This window comes from Paraburkholderia sp. OAS925, assembly GCF_040543975.1.
GTDB lineage: Bacteria > Pseudomonadota > Gammaproteobacteria > Burkholderiales > Burkholderiaceae > Paraburkholderia > Paraburkholderia graminis.
The window spans coordinates 2,475,001-2,491,374 of sequence record NZ_JBEUNO010000001.1 but is presented as its reverse complement, the minus strand read 5'-3'; the positions used below and the strand labels follow the sequence as shown (position 1 = coordinate 2,491,374).

Genomic DNA, 16,374 nt, shown 5'->3' with positions numbered 1-16,374 from the left:
CGCTGATGCTGTCGCGCTTACGGCGTGCCGTTGCGGCAGTACTCGCGATACGCATCGCGCGACGCAAGGCGCGTCATATAAGTGTCGACCGCGGGCAGATCGTCGCGTGCAATTGGGGTTTCGAGCCAACGGTTGATCGATAGCGCGATCGGAATGTCCGCGAGCGAGAAGGCGTCGCCCGCGATGAACGCGCCGGTGCGCTGCAATTGTCCTTCGACGATTGCCATGTGCTTCGCCCAGTTCGCGCGCGACGCCTCGATCTGCTGCGCATCGCGATGAGCCGGCGATTGCCGCACGAGCGCGAGAAACGCGTAGCTCCACGAGCGGTTCAATTCGCTTGCCTGCCAGTCGATCCACTGGTCGCAGCGCGCGCGTTCGCGCGGGTCGGCCGGATAAAGCCACTCGCCGCCATAGCGCCCCGCGAGATAGCGGATGATCGAGTTCGACTCCCATAGAACGAAGTCGCCGTCCCTGATGACGGGAACCATCGCGTTCGGATTCAGCGCGAGAAATTCGGGGACGTTGGTTGGACGGAACCCCGCGCCCCAATCTTCCCGTTCGAACGCGAGGCCGAGTTCCGCGCAGGTCCACAGCACCTTGCGCACGTTGATGGAGGTAGGTTTGCCGAGAATCTGCAGCATGGGGCGTGGATGCGGTGGTGGAAGGAACCGTTACGTTAGCGCGTTGGCGGATTTTCCGCTGGGGCGCGGCGGGTGCCTGCGCGGTTGGGCGCGTTGCTTGCCGGGCGCCTCGTTACCGGCTCTTGCTGCTTGCTTGCCGCGCGCCTCGCGCTCGTGTCCGGTTTTGTGCCAACGGGGCGAGTGGGCCGCCGTTAAACCAGCGCCCGAACAAAGCGCCGCCCCGCGTGCGCCAGGGTACGCCCGGGAATTGCCGCTGATGAATTCTGCGTGATATTGTTAATCCATGCGGAGGACGGCCGCACGCCGCCTCCCCCGGAAAGCAATTTACCGCAGCGAGCGTCGCCATGAGTGATGTACGCCACCATCTGAGTCCGCGGGACCGTCTGGAGCTGTTGTGCTGGCTCACATGCGGCAGCCTCGGCGCTTACTACCTCAACGAGGACTGGCCCGACGCGGCGTTCCACGTGCAGGCCGCCCACAAATGGCTCGACCGGCGCGCGCGCGAGGCCGACTGGCTCGCCATCGCCAAGCTGTCGGCCACCGCGCTGGAAATCGCCCGCCGGCACGCGCGCTTCGTCGACACTGACTGGGCCCGCGACGCCGTCGAGGAAATTCTCGACACCGACGAACTCGATCCGCAAGCGCGGCTCGTCCGGCAGGTTCTCGCGGACTGCGAGAAGGCGCTGGCGGACCGGCGGACGGCGGACTGATTGCTGTAGGAGGGCAAAGGCCGCGCGGTTTCTGCCCGCAAGCTCAAAGACGAACGTTCCCCGGAAATGCTGGCGCCGAACCCCGGCGGTGCGGGAAGCCGTTTCAGCAGCAAGTCCGCATCTCGCGCTTCGCCGTGCTCGCCATCTCTTCAAACCCGCGAAAACACCTGCGCGACACGCCTTCCCTCCCCCGTCCCCTCCGCAAAAAACACCCGCCCAAACCACCTCGCCTCCCTCTCCCCAGCCGCTAAAATACCGGGCACATCGCGCGTCGCGCTTCCCTCTCCCGGTCGAACATCTTGAAACGCAAAATGCCGGCGCTGAACGCGCTCAAAGCCTTCGAAGTGGCTGGCCGCACCGGCAGCTTCACGCGCGCCGCGGAATTGCTGAACGTCACGCAAAGCGCCGTGAGCCGGCAAGTGCGTCAACTCGAGGCGCAAATCGGCGAGACGCTGCTGCAACGCCATCATCACCATCTCGAACTGTCGGCGGCCGGGCGCGTGCTGTTGCAGGCGCTGCAGCAATCGTTCGACCGTATCGAACTGACGGTGCGCAGCCTGCAGGAGAAAACGCATCGCAACCGGCTGCGTATCAACGCACCGCCCACCTTCACGAGCCGCTGGCTGATGCCGCGTCTCGGCCGGCTGCGCGACGCGCACCCGCATCTCGAACTGAGCCTGTCGACGCGCATCGACGACAAGCTCGCGGAATCCGGCGTGCTGGATTGCGCGATCCGCTTCGGCAACGGCGAGTGGGAAGGTTTCGACAATCGTCTGTTGATGAACGAACGGCACGTCGCCGTTTGCGCGCCCGCGCTGCTCGCGCGCCAGGCGGGGCGCGCGTCGATCGATCTGAACGAATTCACGCTGCTGCACGTATTGGCGAGCGCGGATCAGCGCTACCTCACGTGGCAACACTGGCTCAAGGCGGCCGGAATCGACAATGTGGATACGCGCGGCGGCTATGAATTCGATCTGCTCGACCACGCGATTCGTGCGGCCATCGACGGCCTCGGTGTGACGATCGCCGACCGTCACATGGTCGCGCGTGAACTCGCCGACGGGCAACTGGTGCAGGTGCTGAACGTGCACGTCGACGGCCATCAGTCGTACTGGCTTGTGACGCGCGCCGGGCAGGAGGAATTGCCGCACGTCGCGCTGTTTCGCGACTGGCTGCAACAGGAAATGTGGCTGGGCGAACGGTCTTTCGAGGGCTCGGAGGCGATGCCGCTCGGCGACGTCTAACGTGTAGTGAAACGCGCGGCGTCAACCGCGTTTGTTTTTCACAGAGTGCCGATAAAAAACGCGCCGATCGCATTGCCTCGGCGCGCTGTCCTCGTCAGCTTGAACACAACGCCGACATCCCTCAAGCGGCGCTAGCCCACTCCGCCACCTCAGGCTCGCGCGCACCCTGCGCGGCGGCGTCTTGGAGAATCATGTCGGCGCCCTTCTCCGCGACCATCATCGTCGGCGCATTGATGTTGCCGGATGTGATGTTCGGGAAGATCGACGCATCGACGACGCGCAAGCCCGCCATGCCGTGCACGCGCAAACGCGCATCCACCACCGACGTCCGCGGATCGTCGCCCATCGCGCACGAGCCGCACAGGTGATAGATCGAGCCGGACTGCTCGCGGAAATATTGCAGGAAGTCCTCGCGCGACGCGACCTGCGGCCCCGGCGAGATTTCCTCGACTGTGATCTCCTTCAGTGCCGGCGAGCCCATGATCTTGCGCACGAGTTCGCAACCCTGAATCACTTCGTCGATGTCCTTCTGCGTGCTGAGCGCGTTCAGCCGAATCTTCGCGGCGTCGGCCGCGCGATTCGACGCGATTTCGATCGAGCCGCGGCTCGTCGGCCGGCAAGGGTTGAATGCGAGCAGGAAGCCCGAGTACGGCTCCGGTTCGAGATTCGCCTTGCTGCTCTTCGGAATCCGGTACGACAGCGGATTGAAGTAAAGCTGCAGGTTCGGCTGCGCCTCGCGTTCGCTGCCTTTGAAAAAACCGCCCGACTGATTCACGCTCATTGCAAGCGGCCCCTTGCGCGTGAGCAGATATTGCAGCCCGAGCTTGAGCTTGCCGAGAAGCGGCCGCATTTCGTCGTTGAGCGTTTTGACGTTCGCGCGGTAGTAGAAGCTCACGCACAAATGGTCCTGCAAATTGCGGCCGACGGCGGGCAACTCATTGACGGTGGCGATGCCGTGTTTCGTGAGCAGCGCACTGTCGCCGACGCCGGATAATTGCAAGAGCTTCGGCGAATCGACCGCGCCCGCGCACAAGATCACCTCGCGATTCGCCATGAAACGCCGCACGGCGCTTTTCTGCGCGACGCCGTTCTGCGTGACGCTCACGCCAATCGCGCGCCGCTCGCCGTCGAACAGCACACGATCGACCAGCACGTTATGCTCGATCGTGAGATTCTTCCGCGCGAGCGCCGGATGCAGATACTCGAAGCTGCTCGACGAGCGCTGACCATTGCGCGTGTTGACATCGTAAATACCGGCGCCTTCGAATTGCGCGCCGTTGAAGTCGTCGCTGCGCTGATAGCCGGCCTGATCGCAGCCCTTCAGAAAGACGTGGCAAATCGGATGCACGGCGTCTTTCATCGGCGAGATGCGGATCGGCCCATCGGCGCCGTGATATTTCGTATTGCCAAGCGGATGCGATTCGAGCTTGCGGAAATACGGTAGCACGTCGCGAAACGCCCAGCCGGAGTTGCCCGCTGCCGCCCAATCGTCGAAATCGCCCGCTTGCCCGCGCACGTAAATCATCGCGTTGATGGAGCCCGAGCCGCCCTGCACCTTGCCGCGCGGACAGTAAATAGGCCGGTTATCCAGCGCTTTTTCCGGCTCGCTGTAATACATCCAGTTATAGGTTTCGTTGTAGTAGGTCTTTGTAAAACCCACTGGAATCCTGAACCAGAACGAACTGTCCTTGCCGCCCGCCTCGAGCAGCAGCACCGAATATTGGCCCGACGCCGACAGGCGATTGGCGAGAATGCAGCCCGCCGAACCCGCGCCGACGATGATGTAATCGTAGTTCATGCTCTAACCCTTGGCCGGCGCCAGATCTTTCACGTCGGCAGGTTGTGCGGCCATTTGCAGATGCAGACGCTCGCCTGTGTACGGCGTGTGCTGTGCGACGACTTCCATGTTCAGCTCGACGCCAAGGCCAGGTTCGCGCGACGGAATGATGTAGCCGTCTTCCCATTGAATCGGCTTCTTCAAAACCGCCGCATGAAAACCGTCCCACGTGCCGATGCTTTCCTGAATCAGGAAGTTCGGCGTGCATGTCGCCAGTTGAATGCTTGCGGCCGCACCAATCGGACCGTTGTACAGATGCGGCGCGATCTGCGCGTAATACACCTCGGCGAGCGCGGCCACTTTCTTCGCTTCGAGCAGACCGCCCACGCGCGCCACGTTCAATTGCAGAATCGATGCGGCGCCCGCTTGCAGCAGCCTGAAAAATTCGTACTTCGTAGTCAGCCGCTCGCCGGCTGCAATCGGAATGCTCGTGTGCCGCGAGACTTGCGCCATCGCGTCTTCCTGGCCGGGCGGCACGGGTTCCTCGAACCATAGCGGATCGTATTTTTCGAGGCGCTTCGCAAGCCGGATTGCCGATGAAGGCACCATCTGTCCATGCGTGCCGAACAGCAGATCGGCCTTGCTGCCCACCGCGTCACGCACGCGGCGGCAGAATGTCTCGCAGCGGTCGAGTACTTCCATCGACAGTTGATGCCCCGAGTACGCTGTGTACGGCCCGGCCGGATCGAACTTCACCGCGGTAAAGCCGCGCTTCACATTCCCGGCGGCGCATTCGGCGGCAAGGTCGGGATCGTCGTAGTCGTATTCGCCGCGGCTGTTCTTCGGGTACAGGTACGTGTATGAGCGCAGACGCTGATTCACCATGCCGCCGAGCAATTCGTAAACCGGCTTGCCTGCCGCCTTGCCGATGATGTCCCAGCACGCCATTTCGAGGCCGCTCACCACGCCCATCATCGTCAGATCGGGACGTTGCGTGAAGCCGCTCGAATAGGCTTCGCGCCACAAGCGCTCAATATGATGCGGGTCCTTGTCGAGCAGATAGCGCGCAAACACATCGTCGACGATATGCGTCATTGCTTTCGGATGAAACGTCGCCGAATAGATTTCGCCGACGCCTTCAATACCGCAGTCGGTTTTCAGCTTGACGAAGATCCAGTACATGCCGCCCACGTGCGGCGGCGGTACGGCAACGATATGCGTTTCGAGCGAGACAACTTTCATTTACGCAACCTCTTTCCTGTTAAGCATGTTTCTCAACGCGAGCCCCGCAAAACCGCCGAGCGCAGCCATCGCCGCCACATAGCCGAAATACAGCTGATAGCCGAATACGCCGGGGAACGTCTGCGTCAGATAACCGTTGATGAGCGGCAAAAATACATCGGGCGAATAACCGAGTACGGAGATGAGGCCGATGGCGAGGCCCATCGTCGAAACGGGAATGTTGCAGCGGTCCAGCAGCGACCAGTAAAGCCCGCGAATCGCGTAGGTCAGAATGCCGATGAACAGCACGAGGAACACCAGCAATACGTGGCTCGCAATGCGTGGTGCGGCCATCAGTCCGAGCAGGGACAGCGCGGCGAGGAACAGCGCGATGACCAGCACCGATACCTTCGAGTAACGGTCGCCGAGAAAGCCGCCGCCGATGCCGCCAATCGGCCGCATCCACAGTTTGAGCGTGGTGATCGTACCGGCCATGACGACGGTCAGGCCGATTTCGCCTTCGTGCAGATAAGCGGAAAAGCTATACGTCGCCCAGAACACCTGATAGCCGCAGAACACGATCGCCGCGACGAGCCACAACTCCGGAATCTTTGCGAGCGTGGCGAGATCGGCGAGCACGTTGTTGCGCCGGCGCGCAGCGCGATTGGCCGCGTCGTCACGCGCGCCCTGCTCGCCTTGCGGGTCTTTCACGAGAACCAGCACCACACCGAGCGCAATGCACAAGAACGCGTACATGTAGACGACCATTCTGAAACCCGCGGCGACGGACTCGCCCTTCGTCTGCGTCGCCCATGCGAACAGCGTGATCGCGACGGTCGCGAGCATCGCCTCGATGAGCCCGCGCCCGCCGTCGAGCAGACCGAAGAAGCGGCCTTGCTCGTCGGCGCCGGCGATCATCGTCACGCGTTTGATCACAGCGGCCCAGAACGTCAGGCCGGTCGACAAGCCCCAGCCGCCGAAGATCAGCATCAGCATCTGAAACGAAGGCGCGGTCGAATACCAGAGCCCCAGTGCGCCGGTCGCGATCAGCGAAAAACAGATCAACAGGCGTGGCGCGATGCGATCCGCGAGCCAGCCGCTCGGCAGATAGCTGAGCAGAAAAATCGTGCCGAGCGACGAATACAGATAGCCGAGTTGGCTATCGGTGATATGAAACACTTCGAGCATCGTCGGCTGATAAACCTGCCGCAGATACAGGATCGGATAGATCGCGCCGGCTGCGAGAACCAGCAACATCAGTTGCGTATAACGGCGCGCTTTGGTGTTTTGCAGCGCGGCTTGCAGGTCGTTTTCGTTTAACGCGAGTGCAGCGGCGTTCGAAGCGGATCGGACGGGTTGAGATGACACGTGAGCCTCCTGAGAGACACCGCGCCGCATGAGCGGCCCGTGAGTCTCCAATATGTTTTGATGTTTTGTAATGAATGAGCAGCGTTTTGCTGCGTGTTTGCATCAGTACTTCATGACGACAAGACGCGTCTGCGTGAATTCGAGCATGCCGTGCTTGCCGTCGTCGCCGCCGAGGCCCGAGCGTTTCCAGCCCGCATGAAAGCCCTGATACGGATCGGCCGGCGTGCGGTTCACATACAACTCGCCCGCTTCGATGCCGTTGGCGATCTTCATCGCGCTGCGATAGTTCTCGGTGTAAAGCACCGACGACAAACCGAACTGGTGATCGTTGGCCATCTCGAGTGCTTCGTCGAGCGTGCGGTATTTGACGACCGGCATCACGGGGCCGAAGGTCTCTTCCTGCACGATCTCCATGTCCTGCCGGCAGTTCGACAACAACGTGGCCGGATAGAAGAACCCTTTGCGTTCCGTCGATGCCGGCAGCTTGCCGCCTGTTTCCAGCGTCGCGCCTGCTGCAACCGCGCGCTCGACCATCGCGTGAATCGACTGACGCGATGCTTCATTGACGAGCGGACCCATCAGCGACGGCTGTTCGCCGCGGTCGCCGAACTCGACTGCGCTCATGTGGCGCTTGAGCAGCGCGACGAAGCGGTCATGCACGCTTTCCTGCACATAGACGCGTTCGATCGCCGTGCAAAGCTGGCCGCAGTGCGTGGTTTTCGACGCGACCAGTTCACGCGCGGCTTTTTCCAGATCGGCGTCGGCTTCGATAATGGCCGGCGTCTTGCCGCCCAGTTCGAGCGACGGCTTCGCGATATTCGCCTTGCAGTAATCGAGCACCTTGCGGCCCGCGCCGACGCTGCCCGTCAACGTGATCATGCCGACCTTGGGATGCGTGCAGAGCGCCTCGGCAGTCGCATGATCCATCGCGAGAATGTTGACGACGCCTGCGGGCAAACCGGCCTTCTCGACGGCCTTGGCGATTTCGAACGCCGAGGTCGGCGTGTTGTTGCTTGGCCGCACGACGACCGTGTTGCCCGCGATCAGCGCGGGCGCCACCTTGCGCATGAACGTGTAGACCGGGTAGTTGAACGGAATCAGGCACGCGACCACGCCGATCGGCTCGCGATGCAGCACGAGGTTTTCGTCGGGCGTATCGCTTGGAATCACTTCGCCTTCGATGCGCCGCGCCCACTCTGCGTGGTAACGCGTGATCTGCGCGGCGTAGATCGCTTCGTTCGTGGCATCGGCGAGACTCTTGCCCGATTCGAGCGCGAGCGCCGCGCCGATGGCCGGCGCGCATTCGGTGAGCGCGTCGGCGAGCTTGTGCAGCCACGCGCCGCGTTCCACCGACGGCAGTTTGCGCCAGGCCTTTTGCGCGAGCGCGGCGGCATCGACGGCGGCCACGGCTTCCGCACGAGTCGCGGCGGTGACGTGCGCAATGAGCGCTTCGGTCGCTGGGTTGTGGACGGCGATCAACGCCTGATGCGTGGGTGAACCGGCATCGGCGGCCGGTTCGAGAAAGCGGCCGTTCACGTAGTTCCGGTCGAGTCGCATGTTCGTCTCCTTCGTTTTCTTGCCTGCGGAAAACGCATGCCTTGCGTTTCCGGCTTCATGCAAAAGTGCATGAACGGAATTTTTGTCGGCCTGATTACCGGCCACAAGCGAATAATTCGCGGGACAAACATTCGAAAAAATCACGTTTATCCAGGGATGTGCCTCATACGCGAGCCGCATCTCGAATAGCAGAATCCGGGCTTCGCCAAAAAGCAGCGGCCGCGCCGAGTCCTGGCATCGGGCCGCTCATTACCAACGTCTGGAGTTCACGATGATGAGAAAGAACCTGTTCGCCACGGCTAGTGCCAAGGCCATTGCGGGCGCTATCGCCGCCCTCGCCTCGCTGGCCAGTCCCTGCGCGTTCGCGCAAAGCAGCGTGACGCTGTACGGCGTGCTCGACGAAGGCCTCGACTACACCAACAACGCCGGACGCGGCGCGGTATGGGAAATGGCGAGCGGCTACGCACAAGGCAGTCGCTGGGGCCTGAAGGGCTCGGAAGATCTGGGCGGCGGCATGCAGGCCGTGTTCCAGTTGGAAAACGGCTTCGACATCAATTCGGGGCGGCTCGGCCAGGGCGGCCGCATGTTCGGCCGCCAGGCGTACGTGGGTTTGAGCGACAACCGGTTCGGCACACTCACGTTCGGACGACAGTACGACTCGGTTGTCGATTACCTCGCGCAGACCACGGCGAACGGCAACTGGGCCGGCTATCTGTTCGCGCATCCGTACGACAACGACAACACCGACAACTCGTTTCGCCTCGGCAACAGCGTGAAATACGCGAGCCCGAACTTCGCGGGCCTGCAGATCGGCGGCGTCTACAGCTTCAGCAACGACACGAACTTCGCGAACAATCGCGCGTACAGCTTCGGCGCGCAGTACGCGACCGGCGGGCTTCTGATTGCGGCTGCTTATCTGCAGGCGAACAACCCCGGCGTGGGCGCGACCGGCGCAATCACGGCGAACGACGCGAGCTTCATCGCCGGACGCATGCGGGTTTTCGGCGGCGGCATCAACTACACGTTCGGCTCGGCCACCGCCGGTTTCGCCTACACGAACTCCAGCTACAGGAGCCCAACGGGCAACGGCTATATCGGCGTGCCGCTCGCGGCGGCGGGCGTGACGTTGAACACGCTGAAGTACCAGAATTTCGAAGTGAACGGCAAATACCAGTTCACGCCCGCGTTTTTCGTCGGTGCGCAGTACGTGTACACGATGGAGAATTACGACGCGTCGTCAGGCGGCGTGAAGCCGAAGATTCATTCGGCCGGTCTGATGGCGGACTACAACCTGTCCAAACGCACGGACGTCTACGTGCAGGGCGTGTACCAGAAGGTCACGGGAGACTCGACGCATTCGATCCTCGATAACGCGTTTATTCCGGGCGTGCAGGCGCCGTCGTCGACGGGTACGCAGGTCGCCGCGCGAGTCGCGCTGCGTCATAAGTTCTAACGTCGACGCACGCTTATTTTCGTGGATGCGAGCGGCCTTTCACGAGTCGCGCGCTCGAGAGAATCAGCAGCGCAATGACCACGCTCAGAATCGCGGTGGCTTCGCGCCCAAGGCCCGCCGCCATGCCCACACCCGCGCTCAGCCACAGGCTTGCGGCCGTCGTCAGGCCGCGCACCTCGCGCTGCGCACTGAGCTTGATGACGGCGCCCGCGCCGAGAAAGCCGATGCCCGACACGAGCCCTTGCAGCACGCGGCTCATATTGTCTTGCGAAAAGCCGGCGTGCAGCGGCACCACGACGAATAGCGCCGCGCCCACGGCGACCATCATATGCGTGCGCATGCCGGCATCGCGCCGCGAGATCTCGCGCTCGAAACCGATCACGCCGCCGAGCACGAGCGCGATGCCGAGACGCATCAGCACCTGAGTCAGATCGGCCGCGCTGCCGAGGTCCGAGAACTCACCCTTGGCCGTCTGCCACACCGTTTCCCACACCGTTTGCGATCCGCTGTTCATATGGCTGACCCGACGTTGGCGAAAACGTCAAGCATAGCCGGGATAGCATCGGGTGGGCAGACCTCGGCGCGCGGATCAGGCGGACGCTGTCTTCTTCACGAAGGCGCTCACCACGGACTCGAGTTCCTTCGTGACCGAAGTCATCACGCCCGCAACGACCGCGAACTCGCGACCGGTCACATTGGTGCGGCTCGCCACGATCTGACCGTTGAAGGACACGATATGCGCTTCCTTCGCGATCGACTTGATTCGTTCGATCAATTGCTGCTGCTCTTTTTTCTGCAAGCGGGCAATGCGCCGGCTCTCCTGTTCGTAGACCGCCGTGATGCCATGCAGGTCGTTCAGCAACGGATCGGCGCACGCGATCAACGCCTGCACGGCGTCTTCGGCGCGTGCCGAGTCGCGTGCCGAGTCGCGTCCTATCGCGTCGAGCGCGGCCGACGCCACTGCGATGAAGTCGGCGATTTTCTTCGCGACGTGTCCGTTGCCGTTGCCCTTGTCTTTGTCATTGCCCATCCCGTGAAAGGCCTCGCGCAACGCCGGTGAAAAGAGCCCCGGCAGACCGTCGCGGCCTTGCACGAGCGCCGCGTGGCTGTCCGCGAAGGTGCGCAGCGTGTCTCGCGCGATCGCGAGCGCGCCGTCGCTTTGACGCAGCGCGAGCATCGCCTTGAAGACGATGCGCTGCGAGAGCATCCGTTGACGCCCAGCGATGTTGATCAACGAGCTCAACACTTCGCTGGACACGTCGGTTTGCGCTGCGTCGGCCCGCACTGTCTGAATCCGTTCTATCGTGCTCACGCTATTTGTTTGTGAAGGTTCAGATCAAAGCGCCGCATCACTCCGTAGCATGCGCGTGCATGCCGGCAGATTGCATCGACCACGCCATCCACGGACGGCGCAGCGCGACGATCGCGAGGAACGCGCAGGCGGCCAGCGCGCCGAAGGTCGCAAAGCCCATCTGATACGAACCGGTGCTTTCCTTAGCGATACCCATCACGACCGGCAGATAGAAGCCGCCAATCCCGCCCGCCGCGCCGACGATGCCCGACATCAAGCCCGTGCGGCCAGCCCAGCGATGCGGCACGAGCTGGAAAGTTGCACCATTGCCGAGTCCGAACGCCAGGTACAGGCACACCAGCAGCGCGATGCCGCCTGCGAGCGAAGGCATGACTGCCGCGAACACAAGGTCGCACAGCGAAATCGTCGCGAGCAGCACCGTCAGCGCGCGCACGCCGGACACCTTGTCGGCGATCAGGCCGCCGAGCGGACGCACCAGCGCGCCGGTTGCGGCGAGCAAGGCCATGAAGAGACCCGCGTCGATCTTCGAGAGCTGATAGAGGTTGGTGAGCAGCAGCGAAACATACGAGGACATGCCGACGAAACCGCCGAACGTGATGCTGTACACGAGCATGATGACCCACGTATCGCGCTCCGCGAGCACCGAGCGATAGCGCTTGGGCAGCACCGCAATCGCGAGCAGCGCGCCGATCACCGGCAACAGCAGCACGCCGGTCTTGCCCGAACCGAAGATGCCCGCTTCGACGAGCAGCACGAGCACGATCAGACCGACGAGCGTCACCGCGAAACCGCCGAAGGCACGCAGCACGCTGCCTGTCTTCACGCCGGAATCGTTGGCCCAGAAGTACAGCGTGATCGCGGCGATCGCGAGCAGCGGCAATGCGCCGCCGGTTGCGACCTGCCAGCCGTAGTGCGTGGCGAGCTGCGGAAACAGGAAGCCGTCGAGCACGGCGCCGATGTTGCCCGCAGCGGCAAGCCCCAGCACGAGGCCCTGCACTTTCGGCGGATAGTTGCTGCCGGCCATCGGCAACGCGACTGCGAAGCTCGCACCGCCCACGCCGAGAAACACGCCGAGCACGAGCAGCAGCGTGTACGACGGAACGAACGGCAGCACCGGCAACACGATGGTCGGCACCGCCGAGAGCAGCACGCCGAGCAGCGCAATGCGCTTGCCGTGCGCCGACTGATAGAGGTTGCCGAGCGTCACGCGCAGGATCGCCGCGGAGAGCACGGGCACCGCGACGAGCAGGCCCTGCTGCGCCGGCGTCATCGAAATGCTTTTGCTGATGAACGGCGCGAGCGGGCCATACAGCACCCACACGGTAAAGCCCGTGTCGAAATAAAGGAAACACGCCACCAGCGCGCGCCAATCGCCGCTCTTAAGCGAGCTCATCACGTTTTTCATCAGACATCCTCATTAAACTGATTTTCGATCACCCGGCTGGCCGTATGCTTCGCCGCGCACCGGAATGATCACTCTGTTTGGACCCCGCGCTGTCAATGCAACGTCTGTGCCATGCGGGCCGTTCTTATGCAGCGGTGAAACGTACCGGCTCAAACGGCGACCCACACCTGGCCGTTTTCGACGCGCGCGGGAAATGCGCTGACGGAATGCGCGGGCGTTTCGAGGCACTCGCCGGTGCGCAGATCGAAGTGATGCTTGTAGATCGGCGAAGCCACCACGACGCGCTCGCCGAGACTGCCGATCAGCCCGCGCGAAAGCACGGCCGCGCGCGAGCCCGGATCGAAGTTTTCGATCGCGTACACCGCGGCCTGATCTTGGTCCGTGTTCACGTGAAATACGGCGACCTGTTCGCCTTTGACGAGCGCGCAGACGCCCGTGTTCGGAACGATGTCGTCGAGCGTGCAAACAGGGGTCCAGGTTTGCGGCAAGCGGTCGTTACTCATGGCGGAGCTCCTCATTTTCGATGACGCTAAAAATCAAACGGTTTCGACTACGACAGGAATCGCAGCGAGCTTCGACTGACGTTCCTCCGGCGTGGCCGGGCGAATCTGTCCGCGCTCCTGAACGAACGTCACAGTGCTGTCGGCCTGATCGCTGTTGACAAAGTGACGGAAGCGCTTGCGCGTCTCCGGATCGGTGACCGCTTTCTTCCACTCGCATTCGTACGTGTCGACCACGCGCTGCATGTCCGCTTCGAGTTCCGTGGCGACGTCGAGCTTGTCGTGTACGACCACGTCGATCAGATACTGAAGCCCGCCTTCCAGGCTTTCGCGCCACACGCTGGTGCGTTGCAGACGGTCGGCGGTGCGTACATAGAACATCAGGAAACGGTCGATGTAGCGCACGAGCGTCTCGCGATCGAGGTCCGACGCGATCAGTTCCGCATGCCGCGGCTTCATCCCGCCGTTGCCGCACACATAGAGATTCCAGCCCTTCTCGGTCGCGATCACGCCGACGTCCTTGCCCTGCGCTTCCGCGCATTCGCGGGTGCAGCCCGACACGCCGAACTTGATCTTGTGCGGCGTGCGCAAGCCCTTGTAGCGGTTCTCGAGTTCGACCGCGAGCCCGACCGAATCGCCGACGCCATAACGGCACCACGTCGAGCCGACGCACGACTTCACCGTGCGCAGCGATTTGCCGTACGCATGCCCCGATTCGAAGCCGGCTGCGATCAGCTCTTCCCAGATCAGCGGCAACTGCTCGACGCGCGCGCCGAACAGGTCCACGCGCTGGCCGCCCGTGATCTTCGTGTAGAGGCCGTATTTCTTCGCGACCTGCGCGACGGCGATCAGCCCGTCCGGCGTCACTTCGCCGCCCGGCATGCGCGGCACCACCGAATAGGTGCCGTCGCGCTGAATGTTCGCGAGGTAGTAGTCGTTGGTGTCCTGCAACGACGCGTGCTCTTTCTTCAGCACGAATTCGTTCCAGCACGACGCGAGAATGCTCGCCACCACCGGCTTGCAGATGTCGCAGCCCAGACCGTGGCCGTGCCGTGACAGCAGTTCGCCGAAGCTGCGCACGCCTTCCACTCGCACGATGTGATAGAGCTCCTGGCGCGAATATGCAAAGTGCTCGCACACATGATTGTTCACGGCGAGGCCCTGCTTCTTCATCTCGGCCTTCATCACCTGCGTGACGAGCGGCACGCAACCGCCGCACGACGTGCCCGCGGTGGTCGCGCATTTCAATGCGCCGATGTCGGTCGCGCCCGCGCAAACGGCGGCGCACAGTTCGGCCTTCGACACGTTGTTGCACGAACAGATCTGCGCCGTGTCGGGCAACGCGTCGACGCCGAGGCCCGGTTTCGCGGCGCCGTCGCTTGGCGGCAGGATCAGGAATTCGGGCGACTCGGGCAGCTCGATACCGTTGAGCATCATCTGCAGCAGCGTGCCGTATTCGCTCGCGTCGCCGACCATGACCGCGCCCAGCAACTGCTTGCCGCATTCGGAGACGACCAGCTTCTTGTAGACCTGCTTGCGCTCGTCGCTGAACTGGTACGCGCGGCTGCCCGGCGTCGTGCCGTGCGCATCGCCGATGCTCGCGACGTCCACGCCCATCAGCTTCAGTTTCGTGCTCATGTCGGCGCCCGCGAAGGCCGCGTCGTCGCCGAGCAGATGTTTCGCGGCCACGCGCGCCATGTCGTAGCCCGGCGCGACGAGGCCGTACACCATGCCGTTCCATGCGGCACATTCGCCGATTGCGTAGATGTCGGGATCGCTCGTGCGGCACGCCGCGTCGATGGAAATGCCGCCACGCGCGCCGACTTCGAGGCCGCATGCGCGCGCCAGTTCGTCGCGCGGACGGATGCCCGCGGAGAACACGATCATGTCGGTGTCCAGATGCGAGCCGTCGGCGAACTGTATGCGGTGCGTGCCCGCTTCGCCGTCGACGATTGCCGTGGTGTTCTTCTGCGTGTGGACCGTCACGCCGAGTTCCTCGATCTTCGCGCGCAGCACGCGGCCGCCGCCTTCGTCGACCTGCACGGCCATCAGGCGCGGCGCGAACTCGACCACATGCGTTTGCAGGCCCATGTCGCGCAGCGCCTTCGCGCATTCGAGACCGAGCAGCCCGCCGCCGACGACGGTGCCCGTCTTCGAGCGCGCGCCGCATTCCTGCATCGCTTCGAGATCCTCGATAGTTCGGTAGACGAAGCAATCGCGGCGCTCGCGGCCTGCCACGGGCGGCACGAACGGCGACGAACCGGTGGCCATCACGAGCTTGTCGTAGGCAAGCGTCTCGCCACTGGAAAGCGCGACCGTGTGCGCGTCGCGATCGATCGACACGGCCTTCGCGTTGAGTTTGAGCAGCACGTTCTCGCGCTCGAAAAAGCCGGGCTCGACAAGCGAGAGGTCGTCTGCGGACTTGCCCGCGAAGAATTCGGACAGGTGCACGCGGTCGTACGCGGGACGCGGTTCTTCGCACAGCACGGTGATGTCGAGGCCGTGCGCGGCGTCTTGCGCCAGACACTCGACCAGTTTGTGACCGACCATCCCGTGACCGATAACGATGATTTTCATGACCGCGGTTTCCTCAATGTGCTGGGCATCGGCTGCCGCGCTGCCGTCATCGGCAAAGCGGCGCCGGAAATAAAAACGGCGTCCCGCGAACCCAGTCGATGACTGAATTCGGGGGACGCCGTTGTCCTGACCTGGGTGCTGCGGCGAGCGCTTTGTGTGCGCTCACGGCGGATCGTCGTTGATCCGATGGGACCGTTAAATGCAAGGGCTGTGCCAATGGGGTTTTATAGGCTCGTGAGCCTTGCAGCGCGTGGTTTTGCGAGGAATCGCGGCATCGTATGAAGGACTCGACGCGCGACGTATTTCGATGCACGTCAGCACAGCGATGGTGCGACGCAGCACTGTGTGCGTGCGAAACGTGCGTGGATCGGCGGCGCGGGAAGCGCGCTCCCTACCCGGCTTTTTCAAGCGTGCAACGGCGACTCGAATGCGGGAGCGCGAGCGTCGGCGCGCGAGTCATCGGCGCTTTGCGTCGAACGAATACGCATGCCGTTACCGCGCAAGCGCTCCGTTGGCCTGCTCCTTGCATAAACACGATGCGCGTCGCGTTCGACGTTCGACTCCGGCAACGCAGCCAGAGCGCAACACGCGACCATCGCGCGAGACACA

General features: G+C 63.1%; 13 protein-coding genes. 3 read left to right on the top strand and 10 right to left on the bottom strand.

The window, feature by feature from the left end; genetic code table 11:
- Positions 1-17 precede the first annotated feature (17 nt).
- On the bottom strand, positions 18-641 hold the full coding sequence (locus tag ABIE53_RS10885; protein ID WP_029968457.1) for a glutathione S-transferase family protein: 624 nt from the start codon (positions 639-641) through the stop codon (positions 18-20).
- Positions 642-985: 344 nt separating this feature from the next.
- On the opposite strand from ABIE53_RS10885, the gene ABIE53_RS10880 reads away from it, so the two are divergent.
- Together ABIE53_RS10880 and ABIE53_RS10875 are read left to right on the top strand one after the other, a co-directional pair.
- On the top strand, positions 986-1,351 hold the full coding sequence (locus ABIE53_RS10880; RefSeq protein WP_006049025.1) for a hypothetical protein: 366 nt from the start codon (positions 986-988) through the stop codon (positions 1,349-1,351).
- Between the two features lie 311 nt (positions 1,352-1,662).
- Positions 1,663-2,595 carry a LysR substrate-binding domain-containing protein gene (locus ABIE53_RS10875; RefSeq protein WP_114156137.1) on the top strand — a complete coding sequence of 311 codons (933 nt, stop codon included), beginning with the start codon at positions 1,663-1,665 and terminating at the stop codon, positions 2,593-2,595.
- A 121-nt stretch (positions 2,596-2,716) separates the two neighbouring features.
- Here the strand turns inward: ABIE53_RS10875 and ABIE53_RS10870 are convergent, their stop codons facing one another.
- The 4 genes from ABIE53_RS10870 to aldA form a co-directional block, all read right to left on the bottom strand.
- Positions 2,717-4,393, bottom strand: a complete 1,677-nt coding sequence (locus ABIE53_RS10870; RefSeq protein WP_114156136.1) for a GMC family oxidoreductase — start codon at positions 4,391-4,393, stop codon at positions 2,717-2,719.
- A 3-nt stretch (positions 4,394-4,396) separates the two neighbouring features.
- Positions 4,397-5,614, bottom strand: a complete 1,218-nt coding sequence (locus tag ABIE53_RS10865; protein WP_114156135.1) for a mandelate racemase/muconate lactonizing enzyme family protein — start codon at positions 5,612-5,614, stop codon at positions 4,397-4,399.
- Positions 5,615-6,961 carry an MFS transporter gene (locus ABIE53_RS10860; protein WP_114156134.1) on the bottom strand — a complete coding sequence of 449 codons (1,347 nt, stop codon included), beginning with the start codon at positions 6,959-6,961 and terminating at the stop codon, positions 5,615-5,617.
- Positions 6,962-7,063: 102 nt separating this feature from the next.
- On the bottom strand, positions 7,064-8,518 hold the full coding sequence (aldA, locus tag ABIE53_RS10855) for an aldehyde dehydrogenase (RefSeq protein WP_114156704.1): 1,455 nt from the start codon (positions 8,516-8,518) through the stop codon (positions 7,064-7,066).
- A gap of 274 nt (positions 8,519-8,792) precedes the next feature.
- On the opposite strand from aldA, the gene ABIE53_RS10850 reads away from it, so the two are divergent.
- Positions 8,793-9,971 carry a porin gene (locus ABIE53_RS10850; RefSeq protein ID WP_029968447.1) on the top strand — a complete coding sequence of 393 codons (1,179 nt, stop codon included), beginning with the start codon at positions 8,793-8,795 and terminating at the stop codon, positions 9,969-9,971.
- 13 nt (positions 9,972-9,984) lie between these two features.
- On the opposite strand, the gene ABIE53_RS10845 is transcribed toward ABIE53_RS10850, so the two are convergent.
- From ABIE53_RS10845 to nirB, 5 genes are all read right to left on the bottom strand, one after another.
- A complete protein-coding gene (locus ABIE53_RS10845; RefSeq protein ID WP_192698869.1) occupies positions 9,985-10,485 on the bottom strand; it encodes an MgtC/SapB family protein in 501 nt (166 codons plus the stop codon).
- A gap of 75 nt (positions 10,486-10,560) precedes the next feature.
- Complete coding sequence (locus tag ABIE53_RS10840) at positions 10,561-11,283, bottom strand: type IV pili methyl-accepting chemotaxis transducer N-terminal domain-containing protein (RefSeq protein ID WP_114156132.1); 723 nt, start codon at positions 11,281-11,283, stop codon at positions 10,561-10,563.
- A gap of 37 nt (positions 11,284-11,320) precedes the next feature.
- The gene (locus ABIE53_RS10835) at positions 11,321-12,688 is read right to left on the bottom strand and encodes an MFS transporter (RefSeq protein WP_006049016.1); all 1,368 of its coding nucleotides are present in this window, start codon (positions 12,686-12,688) and stop codon (positions 11,321-11,323) included.
- A 149-nt stretch (positions 12,689-12,837) separates the two neighbouring features.
- Positions 12,838-13,191, bottom strand: coding sequence for a nitrite reductase small subunit NirD (gene nirD / locus ABIE53_RS10830; RefSeq protein WP_114156131.1), 354 nt, complete (start codon positions 13,189-13,191; stop codon positions 12,838-12,840).
- Positions 13,192-13,224: 33 nt separating this feature from the next.
- Complete coding sequence (gene nirB / locus ABIE53_RS10825; protein WP_114156130.1) at positions 13,225-15,765, bottom strand: nitrite reductase large subunit NirB; 2,541 nt, start codon at positions 15,763-15,765, stop codon at positions 13,225-13,227.
- Positions 15,766-16,374 lie beyond the last annotated feature (609 nt).